The following is a 15,624-nucleotide window of genomic DNA, read 5'->3' as shown; positions in this document are numbered from 1 at the left end:
CGCCATCGAGATCGAGCCCGTCACCGTCGGGTGGGTGTCGTTGGTGTAGCCACCATTGTCGACCTTGCCCACCACCGGCAACACAGCATCTTCGATCGAGAGGATCTGGATAGCCTGCGCGACGATGTTGGTGTTCAGCGTGAAGCTCAGACTATTGGACTGGGCGCTGCCGTTACCGGCAGCGTCCACGACCTGGGCGTAGTAACTGTACATTGACAGGTTGGACAGCCCTGCATCCTGATACGTCCAGGACCAGACACCACCTTTGAGCTCGACCGTAGCCGTGCCAATGTCCGCACCATTACGGAAGATGTGCACCTGCTCGTTGGCGCTCAGCGCGGACGAGATCGTGCCGTGCAGCGTCGGCGTGTCGTCATCGGTAACCCCGTTGTTAGCAATCGGACCGGTTACGTCACCCTTGTCGTCGATGATCTCGGTTAGCACTACCACTTGCGGCGGTGCCGTCAGGTCTACGTTGATTACGTAGGCGTTGGACAGAGCGCCCGGATTACCCGCACCGTCCACTACCTGCGCAGTGTAGGTGTAAGCCTTGCCATCCTGCAGGCCGGTATCCTGGTAGCTCCAGGTGGTACCGGTCACGACCGCCGTACCAATCACCTGACCATCGCGCAGAATCTCCACGCTCTGACCAGCGCTCAGCGCTTGCGACAGGGTGCCATCCAGCGACGGGTGGGTGTCGTTGGTGTAACCACCATTGTCCACCTTGCCCACCACCGGCTCGACATCGTCCATGACCTCGCTGATCACCACCTTGATCGGCGGACCAACCAGCTCCAGGGTCATACTGTAGGCATTGGAGTAGCTGCCGGTGTTGCCAGCGGCATCCTCTACCCGCGCTTCGTACTTGTAGGTGTGCTGGTCTTCCAAACCCGATTTGTCGGTGAAGCTCCAGCTGGTGCCATTGACCGAGGCGTTACCGACCTTCTGGCCATCGCGGTACACCACCAGCACTTCATTCTGTGCCAGACCTGCCGACAGTGAGCCTTTCAGTTCCGGCTGCGAGTCGTTGGTGCTACCGCCGTTGGCCACATCACCAATACCCGGGGCAACATCATCGTAGATGGTGCTGATGACCACCGTTTGCGTCGGCGCCGAGGTGTCGATGTTCAGCGTGAAGTCCGCTGARATCGCACCACGGTTGCCCGCGGCATCTTCCACACGAGCGGTGTAGGTGTAAGCCTTGCCRTCCWSCAGRCCGCTATCTGCGTAGCTCCAGTGGGTGCCTGTRCCATCGACCGTGGCTGTGCCAATCACCGCGCCATCGCGCAGCACCACGACTTTCTCGCCCGCCTTGAGCACRTCGGAAATCGTGCCCTCCAGCTTCGGCGTGGTGTCGTTGGTGTAGCCGTTGTTGGCAATCTTGCCAATCACCGGCGCCACGTTGTCGTCCACATCCAGGATCGTCGTCGACTGCGTCGGAGCAATGGTGTCCACGGTGAACACGAACGGATTCGACTTCGGTCCTTCGTTACCCGCCGCATCGACGTCGGAGAACTGGAAGCTGTGCTCCTTGTCGTCCAAGTTGCTGGTCGGCGTGTACTTCCACTTGCCGTCCGCATCCGCCGCCACGGTGTCTACCAGCACACCGTTGTCGTAGATGTTGACTTTGCTGTTGGGCTCGGCGCCCGAACCGCTGAAGTCCGGCTTCGGATCGTTGGTGCTGCCACCATTGGTGATCGCACCGGTGATCGGGGCCACGTCGTCAATCACGCTGTCCAGCGTCGGCGCGTCGGTCGGTGCGCTGGTGTCCACGATGAGGCTGAAGTTGCCGCTGACCGGGCCCTGGTTACCTGCCTGATCTTCCACGCGAACGGTGTAGGTGTAGGTATGACCATCCACCAGACCGGCATCCTGGAAGCTCCAGATCTTGCCATCGGCACTCAGGCTCGCGGCACCCAGACGTACCCCATCGCGGTACACCGCCACCACTTCGCCTGTACCCAGCGCACCACCTACCGTGCCGTTGAGCTTCGGATGTGGGTCGTTGGTGGTCGAACCACTCAGGAAGTCACCCGTCTGCGGCGCTACATCGTCGGTGTAGCTGACGATCGCAGCTGTCGCCGTGGGAGGAATGATATCGGTGTAAGCAACGGGTGTAGGTGGGCTGATGTTACCCGCAGCATCTTCAGCTCGGACCTCAATCTCACAGCTTTCTACCGGCGCCGGGATACTGATGCTGTAGTCGCCCTTGGCATCGGCGGTGGTTGAGGCAGTGGTACCATCCGGCAGTTCAACGATCACTTTGCTGCCCGGCTCGGACTTGCCATCGATGGTGATGGTGCCGGTGCCCGGGTCGGTGATTTCCGCAGTGGGCGCGGGCGGCGGCGTGATGTCGTGGTAATCGACAACAGTGGGCTCACTTATATTCCCTGCTGCGTCTTCAGCCCTGACCTCAATCTTGCCGTCGCCATGTGGCGCTGGCACGTCAATACTGTAGTCACCCTTGGCATCCGCGGTGGTAGTGGCGGTGGTGCCGTCCGGCAGCGTGACAATAACGGTGGCATTCGGCTCGGTATTGCCATCGATAGTGACTGTACCCGTACCCTTATCGGAAATATTCACCGTTGGGGGATTTGGCGGCGTCGTGTCGCCGCCATTGTGATGGTGATCTTTCTTTGTCGCGGCAGCCACGCCACCTATCAGGCCAGCACCAGCCAGAAGCGGCCATAGCAGGAAACCGGCAGATTCGTCGATCTCGCCATGGACCACCGGCGCGGCGCCCAGCGGTTCACCCCCAAGGGCAATGGGGGTCATCTCGCCATCGGCCAGCAACAGCTGGCTGTAGAAGCCCTCACCATCGGTACGCACATACGCGTACATCTGGCCGTCTTCGGATACGCCATAGAGTTGGCTGTCCATGCCGTCTGCGAAGAAGTCCTGGATGACCAGATCAGGCTTGTCGCTGCCCTGGAAAAACACCAGCAGATCCTTGCCGTCCCGCTTGACCGTGACGTTCTCCGGTGCCACTTCATTATTATCGAGTTTAAGAAGGTACTTGGTACCGATCTTTGCCTTGACCTTGCCGCCATCCTTGAACGTAACCCGCTGGGCTGCATTTTCGGAGACTTCTACCAATTGGACTTTTTCAGCGGACATCTGCATTTTCCTTATCCAGCCACAGAAATAAAACTGCGGTGGCCAGCTTAAGGCGGGAGTCATTGAGTCATTTGTAGGACAATTCGGCAGATCAATGCGGATTCGCCGCAACTGCGATCGCAGTGGACTACAGAGCAAACGGACGCCTTGTGGCCGGCTATTGCTGGTGCCGTAGGAGCAAAGGAAATACCGCGAGGCAACAGGCTGGACAGCGCTTCTCCGTCGCATGGACCAGCAGATGCTGAGCTCAATCTCGAATACCGGATCCTGAGGCTGAAAATCGGATGAACCGCTGGCAGGGCCGGCGGCACGATGGTGATAAACTATGCAGCCATTTTCCGGCCGGCCCGCTCTCGGGCCGGCATTCGTCACAGAGTGCACCACGTGGAATTGTTCAAAGAATTCACCTTCGAATCCGCCCACCGCCTACCCCACGTTCCCGCCGGGCATCAGTGCGGCCGCCTGCATGGCCACTCCTTCCGAGCCGCCATCTACATCGAGGGCGAGGTCGATCCGCATACCGGCTGGATTCGTGATTTCGCCGAGATCAAGCAGATCTTCAAGCCGATCTACGATCAGCTCGACCACAACTACCTGAACGACATCCCCGGCCTGGACAACCCCACCAGCGAAAATCTCTGCCGCTGGATCTGGCAACAGCTCAAGCCGCTGCTGCCAGAGCTGTCCAAGGTGCGCGTGCACGAGACCTGCACCAGCGGTTGCGAATATCGCGGCGACTGATCCGCCCGAAGCCATGAACAAGGCCGGCAATCGCCGGCCTTGTTCATATCAGCCCGGGACTCAGAACAGGCCCATCTGCTTGTCGATCAACGCGCCGAAGTCGTCGTCCACGAACGGCAGGATGGCGTCGGCGATCGGCTGCAGCTGGCGGCTGACGTAGTGGTCGTAGTCGATGGGCGAGCTGAGCGTTTCCAGCGGCTCCGGGCCGTTGACGGTGATGACGTAGCTGATCCAGCCACCGCGCTGGTACTGCCGCGGCCGACCCTGGCGCTCGTTGTAGTCGTCGGCGATACGCGCCGCGCGCACGTGAGGCGGCACGTTACGTTCGTAGTCACCGAGCTGGCGGCGCAGGCGCTTGCGGAAAATCAGCAGCTCGTCCTGCTCGCCGGCGAGGGTACGGTTCACGTAGTCGCGCACGTAATCGCGATACGGCTGACGCTGGAAGATGCGCAGGTAGAGTTCCTGCTGAAACTGCTGGGCCAGCGGCGACCAGTCGGTGCGCACGGTTTCCAGGCCCTTGAAGACCATTTCGTCGCTGCCGTCCTCACGCCGTACCAGGCCGGCATAGCGCTTCTTGCTGCCCTCTTCCGCGCCACGGATGGTCGGCATCAGGAAGCGTCGGAAGTGCCGCTCGAACTGGATCTCCAGCGCGCACTCCAGGCCATATTCCTCGCGCAGGTGCTGCGCCCACCACTGGTTGACGTGGTGTACCAGATCGCGCCCGATCCGTGCTGCCTCTTCTTCGCCATGGGCACGGCCAAGCCAGACGAAGGTGGAGTCTGTGTCGCCATAGATCACCCGATGCCCCTGCCCTTCGATCAGCTCGCGGGTGCGACGCATGATTTCGTGGCCACGCATGGTGATCGATGATGCCAGGCGTGGGTCGAAGAAGCGGCAGCCGCTGGAACCGAGCACGCCGTAGAAGGCGTTCATGATGATCTTCAACGCCTGGGACAGCGGCGCGTTGCCGTCGCGCTTGGCGGCGTCGCGGCCCTGCCAGACGCGCTCGACGATGGCCGGCAGGCAATGCTGCGTGCGCGAAAAGCGTCCGCCGCGGAAGCCGGGGATCGATGCCTCGTCGGACGGGTCGCTCAGCCCTTCGACCAGCCCGACGGGGTCAATCAGGAAGGTGCGGATGATCGACGGATACAGGCTCTTGTAATCCAGCACCAGCACCGATTCGTAGAGCCCCGGCCGCGAATCCATGACGAATCCGCCGGGGCTCGCTTCCGGCGCCTTGCCACCGAGATTCGGCGCGACGTAGCCCAGCCGGTGCATTGGCGGCAGGTACAGGTGGGTGAAAGCTGCCACCGAGCCGCCACTGCGGTCGGCCGGCAGCCCGGTGACACTGGCGCGTTCCAGCAGGAAGTCGAGGATGCGGGTCTTCTCGAAGATGCGCGTGACCAGCTCGCAGTCCTTGAGATTGTATTTCGCCAGCGCCGGCTTGTCTTCGGCGAAACGGCGGTCGATCTCGGCCATGCGGTCGTAGGGGTTGTCGATGGCCTTGCCCTCGCCCAGCAGAGTCTGCGAGACGCTTTCCAGGCTGAACGAGGGGAAACTCCAGAATGCCGAGCGCAACGCCTCGATGCCGTCGATGATCAGCCGCCCGGCTGCCGCGGCAAAGAAGTGATTGGACGAGGCATGCTGCCGCCAGCCCATCTCGTCGCCGCCACGCCCCAGGCGCAGCGGGACCTCCAGGCGCTTGGCATGCTCCTGCAGGACGCGCAGGTCGAACTGCACCAGGTTCCAGCCGATGATCGCGTCGGGATCGTGCTCGGCCAGCCACTGGTTCAGACGCTCCAGCAACTGCGCGCGGCTCTCGCAGTATTCCAGCTCAAAATCGCGTTCGCCGTCGATGCCATTGGCGGGGCCGAGCATGTACACCTGGCGCTGGCCGCAGCCCTCCAGGGCAATGGAATAGAGGTCGCCACGGATGTTGGTCTCGATGTCCAGCGAGGCCAGCTTCAGCCTTGGCCGATAATCCGGCGCGGGCCGCAGTTGCGCCGTGAGGATACTGCCGCCCTCGCCTGGCTCGCCCTGGAAGGTCACCGGAGCGGTGATGAAGCGTTCCATGAGGTAGCGTTCGGGTGGACGAATGTCTGCCTCGAATACTTCGACGCCCGCTTCGCGCAGCTTTTTCTCGAGGTTCATCAACTGGCGGTGCTGCTGGCAGTACAAGCCCAGCACCGGACGCTGCTGGAAGTCACGCAGGCCCAGCGGGCGCAGTTCGGCACCACGCTCGCCGGCCAGCAGTTTCTCGGCGCGGGCGCGCTGCTCGGCCGGCAGGAAGGCCACCGAGGTCTGCGGCGGCAGCAGCACATGCCGGGGCCCTTCATCGGTGGCCAGCCAGAAGCCCACCTCGGTGCCTTCGGGCGTATCCCGCCAATGTCGGGTCAGGACGAAACCCTGCCTTGCCTCCACGCTCTAACCACCCGTCTGTCGAATCAGAACGCCATTCTACCGGTCCGCCCGCGGATTCGTTGCAAGGCGTGTAAATCCGACCGATGCGTTTGACGCACGCCCCGCGTCTGCCCAAGCTAGCGGGCTTTCGTTTGCCTGCCAGGACTCGCCCGTGACCGATTCGTCCCGCCACTGGACCCCCCCTCTCCTCGCCACCCTGTGTTTCGCCACCCTGCTTTCAGGCTGCGGCCTGTTCGGCAAAAAGCCCGAAGAAGCCCAGGCACCCACCTATTCCAAGGTCGCCTGGTCGGACCTGCCCCAGACCGCCGACAGCGACGTACTGCAAGGTTTCAGCGCCTGGCGCTCGGCCTGCGCGGTACGCCTGAAGAAAGATGACATCTGGGCCGCGACCTGCGCCGAAGCGGCGAATGTGCCGGCTTCCGCCCCGGCGATCCGCCAGTTCATGCAGGCCCAGTTGCAGCCCTACCAGCTGCGTTCCGGCGAAGGCAGCAGGAACGGCCTGATCACCGGCTACTACGAGCCCGTCTACCGTGGCAGCCAGCAGCGCGACGCCACGCACACCGTACCGATCTATGGCGTGCCGAAAGACCTGATCACCGTCGCGCTGGACAGTGTCTACCCGGAGCTGAAGGGCAAGCGCCTGCGCGGCAAGCTCGAAGGCAACACCCTCGTACCCTACGCTGACGCCGCCGGTATCCGCCGCGATGGGGTCAATGCGCCCGTGCTGGCCTGGCTGCCCGACCCGATGGACCTGCAGTTCCTGCAGATCCAGGGCTCCGGCCGTGTGCAGCTGGCCTCCGGTCGCCAACTGCGTCTGGGCTACGCCGAGCAGAATGGCCGCCCGTACAAGCCGGTGGGCCGCTGGCTGGTGGAACAGGGCGAGCTGAGCAAGGAAGAAGTCAGCATGGCGCGCATCCGCGACTGGGCCCGCGCCCACCCGCAGCGCGTCGACGAACTGCTGGCGAGCAATCCCAGCTACGTGTTCTTCAGCCAGCGCCCGGACAGCAACGAAGGCCCGCGAGGCTCGCTGAACGTGCCGCTGACGCCCGGCTACAGCGTGGCCATCGATCGCAAGGTGATCCCGTTGGGGAGCCTGATGTGGCTCTCCACCACCCGCCCGGATGGTGCGCCGGTGGTGCGCCCGGTCGCAGCGCAGGACACCGGCGGCGCCATCGTCGGCGAAGTGCGCGCGGACCTGTTCTGGGGCACTGGCGATGCCGCCGGGGAGCTCGCCGGGCACATGAAGCAGGACGGCCAGTTGTGGCTGCTCTGGCCAAAGGACAAGTCACTGCCGGGCACCTGAGCGAAACGGCGTGTAACGTCGAACCCTGTACGCCCTAAGAGCCTGGAATTTTCAGACAGAGGAAATTCCTACTCATCCTACAGAGCTCCCTGAGTTCCCGACATCACCGCCAACCGGACAATGGTCGGCGAATCCAGGCACTCCCCTGGCTTCGCCGATCCTCAACCCGATCGCGGTGACCGCCATGAAGAAAAGCCAGCCTCCCCTCCATTCCCAGCGCCAGCACCGTGGCTGGCCGCTGGACTACGACGTCCTCTGCTGGATAGGCGCTATCGCCCTGGTCCTACTGTTCTTCGGCGTCGACCAGTTCTTCGTGTCGAAGCTGCCCGGCACCGGTGCCATCGAACACCCGCGCAGCATTCCCCAACGCGTTGACCTGCCCGCCGCCCATGCGCTGGCGTCGCTGGACCGCGACCGCCAATAGGTGGCTCAGTTGCCCTGACGGAATTGCCCCGGCGTCATCCCGCTCCAGCGGCGGAAAGCCTTGGCGAAAGCGCTCTCGTCGGAGAACCCCAGGCGCTCGGCCACCTCGCCCAGTCGCGAGGACTCGCGCAGCAGTTGTTCGGCCATGCCATGCAACACCTGTTCGCGCAGCAGCTTGAAGCTGGTGCCTTCCTCCGCCAGTTTGCGGTTGAGGTGGCGCCCGCTGAGCTCCAGTTGCTCGGCGACCTTCTCCTTGCCCCAGCGTGGGTTCTGCCGCAGCAGCTGCTGCACGCGCGCGGCCAGGCTCTGCGCTCCCAGACGTTCGAGCTGGGCGTCGGCCAGCGCCCGCAGGTGCTCGCGCATCAGGGCGTTGGCCTGGATCAGCGGCACGTCGAGATCAGCCACGGCAAAGCTCAGGGCATTCTCGGCACCCTCGAAGATAACCGGGCATCCCAGCACCTCGACATACCGCGTCGGCTCGCCCCGGGCGGCATGGCTGAGGATCAGTCGCTGCGGATTGACGCGATCGCCGGTGATCCAGCGAGTCAGGTGCACCAGGCTGGCCAGCGCGGCCTCCACTCGCTCCTCGCGGCGCACGGCGTAGCTCGGCCGATAGACCAGGCGTACCTGCGTTGCATCCTGCTCACGCTGGAACTCGCTGCCCTCGGCGATGATCGGGTAATACTCCAGCAAGGCGTCCAGCGCCTCGCCATAGTGGTCACAGCTCATCAGCAGCGCACCGACCATGTCCAGGTGCCCCACTTGCAGCGCACTGCCCAGGCGCAGGCCCAGCAACGGATCGCCCGAAGCGGCACAAATGGCTTCCCAGAAAGCGTCCTGGCGCTGCAACGGAATGCGCGGCTCCAGGCTGGCCGCCTGCAGATCGGCAGGCACCGGCAGCCCCAGGCGCTCGGCGGCCTGCAGGATGCCCTGGGCGTAATGGACAGTAATGGTGTGCGGCATGGTCTCGAATTAACCGGTAAAGGTCCCGATTGAGCCGTTACCGGGCGGTAACGCTGCCCTATGCTTGCCAATTACAACGATAAATACAAACAAGAGTCGCCTTGCATGCCCAATCCCACCGGAGCCGCGCCCGTGCCGCCGGCTGCAGTCCATTCGCCAGTCCCCGCCCTCCCTCTGTGGGAGAACGGCGATGCCTGAAGTCCACCTCGAATTCTCCGGCGGTTCGATGATCGCCTTGAACGCGATCATCGCCCTGATGATGTTCGGCGTATCGCTGGAACTGCGCCGCGACGATTTCGCCCGCATCCTGCGCCAGCCCAAGGCGCCGGTGATCGGCATGCTGGTGCAGTTCCTGCTGCTGCCGGCCGCCACCTGCCTGCTGACCATCGCCCTGCCCATCGACCCGGAACTGGCGCTGGGGATGATCCTGGTCGCCACCTGCCCCAGTGGCACCTTCTCCAACATCATGACCTGGATGGCGCGGGGCAACGTCGCCGTGTCGGCCAGCGTCACGGCGGTTTCCGGCCTCAGCGCGGGTATCTTCACACCGCTGAACTTCGCCCTGTATGCCGGCATCAACCCGGCCACCCGCGACCGCCTCACGCAGATCCACATCGACCCGCTGGAACTGGTCGGTGTGGTGCTATCGGTGCTGATCCTGCCAATGCTGCTGGGCATGGCCCTGGGCAAGCACAAGCCACAGCTCGCGCGGCGCCTGGAGAAGCCCATGCGACAGTTGTCGCTGCTGGTGATGCTGGGCTTCGTCGGCATGGCCTTCGCCAAGAACTTCCAGCAGTTCATGGCCTACTTCCACCTGTTCTTCTGGCTCGTCCTGCTGCTCAACGGCACGGCGCTGATCCTGGGCTATACCTGCGCACGGCTGTGGAAGCTGCCGGACGCCGACGTGCGCGCCGTCACCCTGGAGAGCGGCATCCACAATTCGGCGCTGGGCATGGCGCTGATCCTCACCTTCTTCCCGCAGGCCGGCGGCATGCTGCTGATCGCCGCCTTCTGGGGCTGCTGGCAGTTGTTTTCCGGGTTGCTACTGGCGCAATGGTGGGCGCGCCGCGAACCACGAGGCACCGCGGTGAGCGCGTCATGAACGCTCCGGCCATCGCCCTTGGCGGTTTCATCCTGCTGGCCTACACACTGGAAGCCATCACCGGCTTCGGCAGCGTGGTGATCGCCCTGTCCCTCGGTGCGCTGCTGATGCCCATCGAAACGCTGCTGCCGATCCTGGTGCCGCTGAACATCGGCATGACCGGCTATCTGTGCTGGCGTCACCGGCGTCTGATCGATACCCGCCTGCTGCTGCGTACCGTGTTGCCGGGCATGCTGGTGGGCATGGTGATCGGCTACCTGTTGCTGCCGCATCTGGACCCGCAACCGCTCAAGCGCGGCCTGGGCGTGCTGATTCTCTGGTTCGCCGGCCGCGAACTGTGGCGCCTGCGCGCCAGTGCACCGGCACGCGGCCACACACCGAGCTGGGTGGTACGCCTGGCGACCGGGACCGCCGGTGTCTGCCACGGCCTGTTCGCATCGGGTGGGCCCTTGCTGGTCTACGCACTGGCCACCCGACCGCTGGATAAAACTCGTCTGCGCGCCACCCTGGTCTGCGTCTGGTTCACCCTCAACGGCCTGCTGACCCTGGCCTTCCTCCTCGATGGCCGCCTGCGCCCGGCGCTGCCGCAGGTGCTCGCCTACGCACCCTTGCTGCTGCTCGGCGTGTGGCTCGGTGAACACCTACACCAGCGCTTCGAGGAACACCATTTCCGTCTCGCCATCCACTGCCTGCTGCTGGTCAGCGGCATCCTGCTGCTGTCGCCCTGGAGTCTCCTGTGAGCTACGACATCATCATCAAGAACGGCCTCTACTTCGACGGCAGCGACGCCCCCGGCAGCCTGCGCCACGTCGGCATCAAGGATGGGCGCATCGACACCCTGAGCGTCAGCCCGCTCGACGAAGGCGGCTGCCCAGAGGTCATCGACGCCAGCGGCCGCTGGGTCACCCCAGGCTTCCTGGAAATCCACTCGCACTACGACGCCGAAGCCATCGCCGCCCCGGCGCTGAAGGAGTCGGTACGCCACGGTGTGACCACCGTCTCCGTTGGTTCCTGCTCCATCAGCATGGTGCTGGGCGAGGCCGAGGACTGTTCCGACCTGTTCACCCGCGTCGAGGCCGTGCCGCGCGAGCAGGTGCTGCCGATCCTGCGTGACAAGCGCACCTGGAAGGACGCCAAGGGCTATCGCGCCTTCTACGACCAGCAACCACTGGGACCGAACCTCTGCTCCTTCCTCGGCCACTCCGAGCTGCGCGTGACAGTCATGGGGCTTGAGCGCGCCATCAGCGGCGCCAAGCCCACCGAAGCCGAGCTGCAACGCATGGAAGAGCTGCTGGAGCAGGCTCTGGATGCCGGCTGTTTCGGCCTGTCGGTGATGACCACGCGCCTGGACAAGATGGACGGCGACCGCGCCTGGTCCAGCCCGCTGCCCTCCACTTTCGCCAGTTGGAAGGAATTCTCCCGCCTGTTCGCCGTGCTGCGCCGGCGCAACGCGCTGATGCAAGGCGCGCCCAACGCGGTCACCAAGATCAACGTGTTCGCCTTCCTCTACCAAGCCCACGGCTGGTTCCGCCGGCCGCTGAAGTGCTCGATGCTCACCGCGCTGGACCTCAAGTCCCAACCCTTCATGCACCGTATCACCCGTGCCTCCGGCTGGGTCGCCAACCGCCTGCTGCGCGGCCGCTATCGCTGGCAGACCCTGCCAGCGCCCTTCGTGGTGCGCATCGAGGGGCTGAACATGAACGGCTTCGAGGAGTTCGGCGCCGGCGAAGTGCTGCGCGACATCAAGGACCCGGAGGAGCTCTACACGCGCATCCAGGACCCGGCCTTCCGCGAGCGCTTCAAGAAGGACATCAAGGCCACCCTCAGCCTCGGCTTGTGGCACCGCAATCTCTCCGACTGCTGGGTGCGCGAGTGCCCGGACGCCTCGATGGTCGGGCGCAATTTCGAGGACATCGGCCGCGAGCGCGGTCTGGACCCGGTGGATGCCTTCTTCGAGCTGGCCGGCCAATACCGCAACGAACTCAAATGGACCACCTGCTACGGCAACCACCGCCCCGAGATCATGGGCAAGCTGCTGGCCAGCCCGTGGACCCAGCCGGGCTTCGCCGACTCCGGCGCGCACCTGGCCTCCCATGCGCAGTACAACTTCCCGCTGCGCATGCTCAAGTATGTGCGCGACGCCGAGCTGGCCGGGCAGAGCTTCATGGATACCGGCCGCGCGGTGCACCGCCTGACCGGCGAGCTGGCGGACTTCGCCGGGATCGATGCCGGTTACATCCGCGTCGGCGACCGCGCCGACCTGGTGGTAGTCAACCCGGCCGGGCTGACCGACGGGCTGGATGACGTCTGCGAGGCACCGATGGAGGTCATCGGGCTGACGCGGCTGGTGAAGCGCAACGACGATGCGGTGGACGCCACCCTGATCAATGGCCGCGTGGCGTATCGGCGTGAAGGCGGCTTCCCCGAGGCGTTGGGCAAGGAGCGCGTGTTCGGCACCTTCCTGCCGGGGCGCGACGTGCTGAGCCGGCCGCAGGAGGTGTCGGCAGGCAGCCCGGTTTACGGTCGGTAAGATCAGTGTCGCTGGTGGTTCGCGAGCAAGCTCGCTCCTACACGGAGCGCGTGCTCTTCGTAGAAGCGAGCTTGCTCGCGAACCCGATTGACGCCAGCCACACCGAATAACCGCGCAGCGGGCCGAGATTGACGCTCTGACGCGCACTCACTAGAGTGCGCGTTTTCCTACATCCTACGCTGCACCCGTATCATGACCCCGTTCTGCCGCTTCGCCGACTCATCGCTCGCCCTCCTCCGGGAGCCTCCGCGCGTGCGCAAGGTCGATGCCGTGCTGAACCTGCGTCGCAGCGTCCTCTTCGCCTTCACCTTCTCCCCGCCTACCGGCCACTGAGCCGGATACCGCGCGCCCTCGCGCCGGTCATTCCGCCTTTCGAATCCGCCCACCGGCGAATCCCGGCGGGCTCGTTTGCATGTGCAGCCCTGCCGCTGGAGCGGCAGGGCAAGAGAAGGTTTCCATGAACACCCCGACCACCCTCAACAAGCCGCTGCTCGCGGTGCTGCTGTTCGCCGTTTCCATCGTCGGCCTGAGCCTGGGTGCCACCCTGCCGCTGGTGGCGCTGCGTCTGCTGGATAACGGCGCCAGCGCCCTGCAGATCGGCATTCTCTCCGCCGTACCCGCCGCCGGCATGATCCTCGCCGCCACCCTGGTCGACCGTGCCTGCCAGCTGATGAGCCGGCGCCGTCTTTATCTACTGTGCTTCGTGCTGTGCACCGCCAGCACCGTCGCCATCGAATTCAGCAGTCATTCCCTGTGGCTGCTGGCCGCCGCGCGCCTGGCGCTGGGGATCGGCATGGGCATCGCGATCATCCTCGGCGAGGCCTGGGTCAACGAGCTGTGCGGCGAGCACAACCGCGGCACCATCGTGGCGCTGTACGCGACCAGCTTCACCGCCTTCCAGTTGCTCGGCCCGACCCTGGTGGCGCTGCTCGGCGCGCAGACGCCCTGGGTCGTGCTGCTGGTCAGCGCCGGGCACCTGATTGCATTGGCCACCGTGGCGCTCGCCATGCCCGAGGACGGTATCCACGAGCACGTCGAGGAGCCGCGCAGCTTCTCCCTCGCCGGCTTCCTGCGGGTGGCGCCGGCACTGTGCATGGGCGTGCTGTTCTTCTCCTTCTTCGACAGCGTGGTGTTGTCGCTCTTCCCCGTGTACGCCTCCAGCCACGGCTACGCGGTGGGCATTGCCGCCTTCATGGCGACGGTGATCCTGCTGGGCGACATGCTCTTCCAGATGCCGCTTGGCTGGCTCTCCGACCGCCTCGACCGCTCCAGCCTGCACCTGCTGTGCGGCGTGGCGGCCATGCTGATCGGCCTCGCCCTGCCCTGGCTGATCGGCCAGCCGGCGCTGCTATGGCCGGCGCTGATGGTGCTCGGCGCGGTGGCCGGTGGCGTCTACACCCTGGCGCTGGTGCTGATCGGCCAGCGCTTCCGCGGCCGCGACCTGGTTACCGCCAACGCCGCCGCCGGCATGCTCTGGGGCGTCGGCAGCCTGCTCGGCCCCCTGCTCAGCGGCAGCCTGATGGACCTCGGCCCGCAAGGCGTGCCGGTGGCACTGGCGCTGGCCGCCGGCCTGTTCGTCGCCACCGCGGCCGCCTCGCTGCGCCGCGCCACCATGCGCACCGCCTGATGCCTCAATAGAAGGCAAGGCGCATCGACTTGGTGCCAGCGTGATCAGGGCTGGCACCTGCCTGCCACTGGGGATTTCAGCTAAGCAATTGAAATCCCCAGTGGTTTTTCCGCTTCACGAAAACTGGCATTTCAATTGCTCAGTCCCCTGCAACGGGATGCATCGCCCACGGCAAGGTAGCCACCGGGTGAGCGAACGCAGCAAGGCACACACTGGAGTTGCACCACAGGCGAACTAGGGTTCCGGTCTCCGTGAGGGGATGTCTGGTCCGAGAGTTTTCCGGCCCTAGGGACAGGGCTACACGGCGGGAGAAAAGCCCGGGAGACGTGATGTCATCCCGTGCCGATTTCCAACCGTTAGGAGCAATGCCATGACCATGCCGCTTTCCCTGCGTTCCCTGCGCAAGACCCTGCTCGGTGCCTGTCTGGTTGCTGCCGCCGGGGTCGTGCCGCTGACTCTGCAAGCCGCCGAGAAGCTCAAGATCGGCACCGTCGTCTGGGCCGGTTACGCGCCCTTCTACGTCGCCGACAAGCTCGACCTCTACAAGCCCCACGGCCTCAAGGTGGAGCTGCAGTTCTTCAACGACCCCGCCCTGATCCCCACCGCCATGACCGGCGGCGCGCTGGATGGCGGCATGCTCACCTACGACCAGGTGGTCGGCGGCGTCGCCAAGGGCCAACCGTACCGCGTGGTGATGCCCATCGACTTCTCCAACGGCGGCGACGCCATCGTCGCGGACAAGTCGATCAAGTCGGTCGCCGACTTCAAGGGCAAGAAGATCGGCTTCAACCCGCTGTCGCCATCCGACTTCCTGCTCGCCTACGCGCTCAAGAGCCACGGCCTGAGCGACAAGGACGTCAGCCCGGTGAACATGACGCCCGAAGGCATCCCCGGCGCCATGGCCTCGGGCAGCCTGCCGGTGGGCGTGACCTACGAACCCAATGTCTCGCAGATCCTCGGCATGCCGGGCGGCAAGTTCCACGTCGTGTATTCATCGAAGGACGCGCCGGGCCTGATCACCGACGTGCTGGTGTTCAACCAGGCGGTCATCGGCAAACGCCAGAAAGCGATCAGCGCGATGATCCAGGGCTACGCCGACGGCCTGGCCTACATGAAGGCGCACCCGGACGAATCCGCCGAAATCATCGGCAAGGTGCTGGGCGTCAGCGCCGCCGAGGCCAAGGAACAGATGGCCGGGGTCTACAACATCCCGCTGGCGGAGATGGGCAAGAACTTCGAGAAGTCCGACGCCACCAGCTCCTTCTTCGGCAGCGGCGCGGTGATCGCCCAACTGCTCAAGGACAACAGCCAGATCCCGGCGATCCCCGACCTCGCCCAGACCTTCGACGCGCAATTCGTCCAGGCCCTCGCCCAGTAAGGCACCCACCCGACGCTCT

12 protein-coding genes and 1 riboswitch are annotated in these 15,624 nt (G+C 64.7%); of the genes, 9 read left to right on the top strand and 3 right to left on the bottom strand.

Going from position 1 to position 15,624, the window contains the following annotated elements; genetic code table 11:
- Positions 1-3,117 (bottom strand): Ig-like domain-containing protein (locus A9513_RS07750; RefSeq protein ID WP_255302828.1); only part of this gene is annotated, 3,117 nt, incomplete at its 3' end.
- 384 nt (positions 3,118-3,501) lie between these two features.
- Here A9513_RS07750 and queD point away from each other — a divergent pair.
- Positions 3,502-3,858, top strand: coding sequence for a 6-carboxytetrahydropterin synthase QueD (gene queD, locus A9513_RS07745; protein ID WP_089285886.1), 357 nt, complete (start codon positions 3,502-3,504; stop codon positions 3,856-3,858).
- Positions 3,859-3,918: 60 nt separating this feature from the next.
- On the opposite strand, the gene A9513_RS07740 is transcribed toward queD, so the two are convergent.
- Positions 3,919-6,279, bottom strand: coding sequence for a DNA polymerase II (locus A9513_RS07740; protein ID WP_065084397.1), 2,361 nt, complete (start codon positions 6,277-6,279; stop codon positions 3,919-3,921).
- A gap of 211 nt (positions 6,280-6,490) precedes the next feature.
- On the opposite strand from A9513_RS07740, the gene A9513_RS07735 reads away from it, so the two are divergent.
- The gene (locus A9513_RS07735) at positions 6,491-7,582 is read left to right on the top strand and encodes a murein transglycosylase A (protein WP_240157895.1); all 1,092 of its coding nucleotides are present in this window, start codon (positions 6,491-6,493) and stop codon (positions 7,580-7,582) included.
- A 184-nt stretch (positions 7,583-7,766) separates the two neighbouring features.
- On the top strand, positions 7,767-8,006 hold the full coding sequence (locus tag A9513_RS07730; protein ID WP_024764748.1) for a hypothetical protein: 240 nt from the start codon (positions 7,767-7,769) through the stop codon (positions 8,004-8,006).
- A gap of 5 nt (positions 8,007-8,011) precedes the next feature.
- Here A9513_RS07730 and A9513_RS07725 read toward each other — a convergent pair whose 3' ends face one another.
- Entirely contained in the window at positions 8,012-8,968 is a 957-nt protein-coding gene (locus tag A9513_RS07725) for an AraC family transcriptional regulator (protein ID WP_024764747.1), read from the bottom strand.
- A gap of 190 nt (positions 8,969-9,158) precedes the next feature.
- Here A9513_RS07725 and A9513_RS07720 point away from each other — a divergent pair, with 190 nt between their 5' ends.
- The 6 genes from A9513_RS07720 (at position 9,159) to A9513_RS07700 (ending at position 15,605) form a co-directional block, all read left to right on the top strand.
- Positions 9,159-10,070 (top strand): bile acid:sodium symporter family protein, encoded by a 912-nt coding sequence (locus A9513_RS07720; RefSeq protein WP_065084395.1) that lies wholly within the window; start codon positions 9,159-9,161, stop codon positions 10,068-10,070.
- Complete coding sequence (locus tag A9513_RS07715) at positions 10,067-10,810, top strand: sulfite exporter TauE/SafE family protein (RefSeq protein ID WP_065084394.1); 744 nt, start codon at positions 10,067-10,069, stop codon at positions 10,808-10,810. Before A9513_RS07720 ends, A9513_RS07715 begins: the two co-directional genes overlap by 4 nt.
- Positions 10,807-12,600: an amidohydrolase family protein gene (locus A9513_RS07710; protein ID WP_065084393.1), complete on the top strand. Its 1,794-nt coding sequence runs from the start codon at positions 10,807-10,809 to the stop codon at positions 12,598-12,600. The genes A9513_RS07715 and A9513_RS07710 overlap by 4 nt, the downstream gene beginning before the upstream one ends.
- A gap of 192 nt (positions 12,601-12,792) precedes the next feature.
- Positions 12,793-12,933, top strand: coding sequence for a hypothetical protein (locus tag A9513_RS35985; protein WP_169887160.1), 141 nt, complete (start codon positions 12,793-12,795; stop codon positions 12,931-12,933).
- Positions 12,934-13,057: 124 nt separating this feature from the next.
- On the top strand, positions 13,058-14,227 hold the full coding sequence (locus A9513_RS07705) for an MFS transporter (protein ID WP_024764743.1): 1,170 nt from the start codon (positions 13,058-13,060) through the stop codon (positions 14,225-14,227).
- A 223-nt stretch (positions 14,228-14,450) separates the two neighbouring features.
- Positions 14,451-14,553, top strand: a riboswitch (guanidine-I (ykkC/yxkD leader).
- A 44-nt stretch (positions 14,554-14,597) separates the two neighbouring features.
- A complete protein-coding gene (locus tag A9513_RS07700) occupies positions 14,598-15,605 on the top strand; it encodes an ABC transporter substrate-binding protein (RefSeq protein ID WP_226045102.1) in 1,008 nt (335 codons plus the stop codon).
- The last annotated feature ends 19 nt before the right edge of the window (positions 15,606-15,624 follow it).

Origin of the sequence: Pseudomonas sp. AU12215 (assembly GCF_001675465.2) — a bacterium.
In the GTDB taxonomy this organism is placed as follows: Bacteria; Pseudomonadota; Gammaproteobacteria; order Pseudomonadales; family Pseudomonadaceae; genus Pseudomonas; species Pseudomonas nitroreducens.
This window is presented reverse-complemented; position numbering and strand designations above follow the sequence as displayed.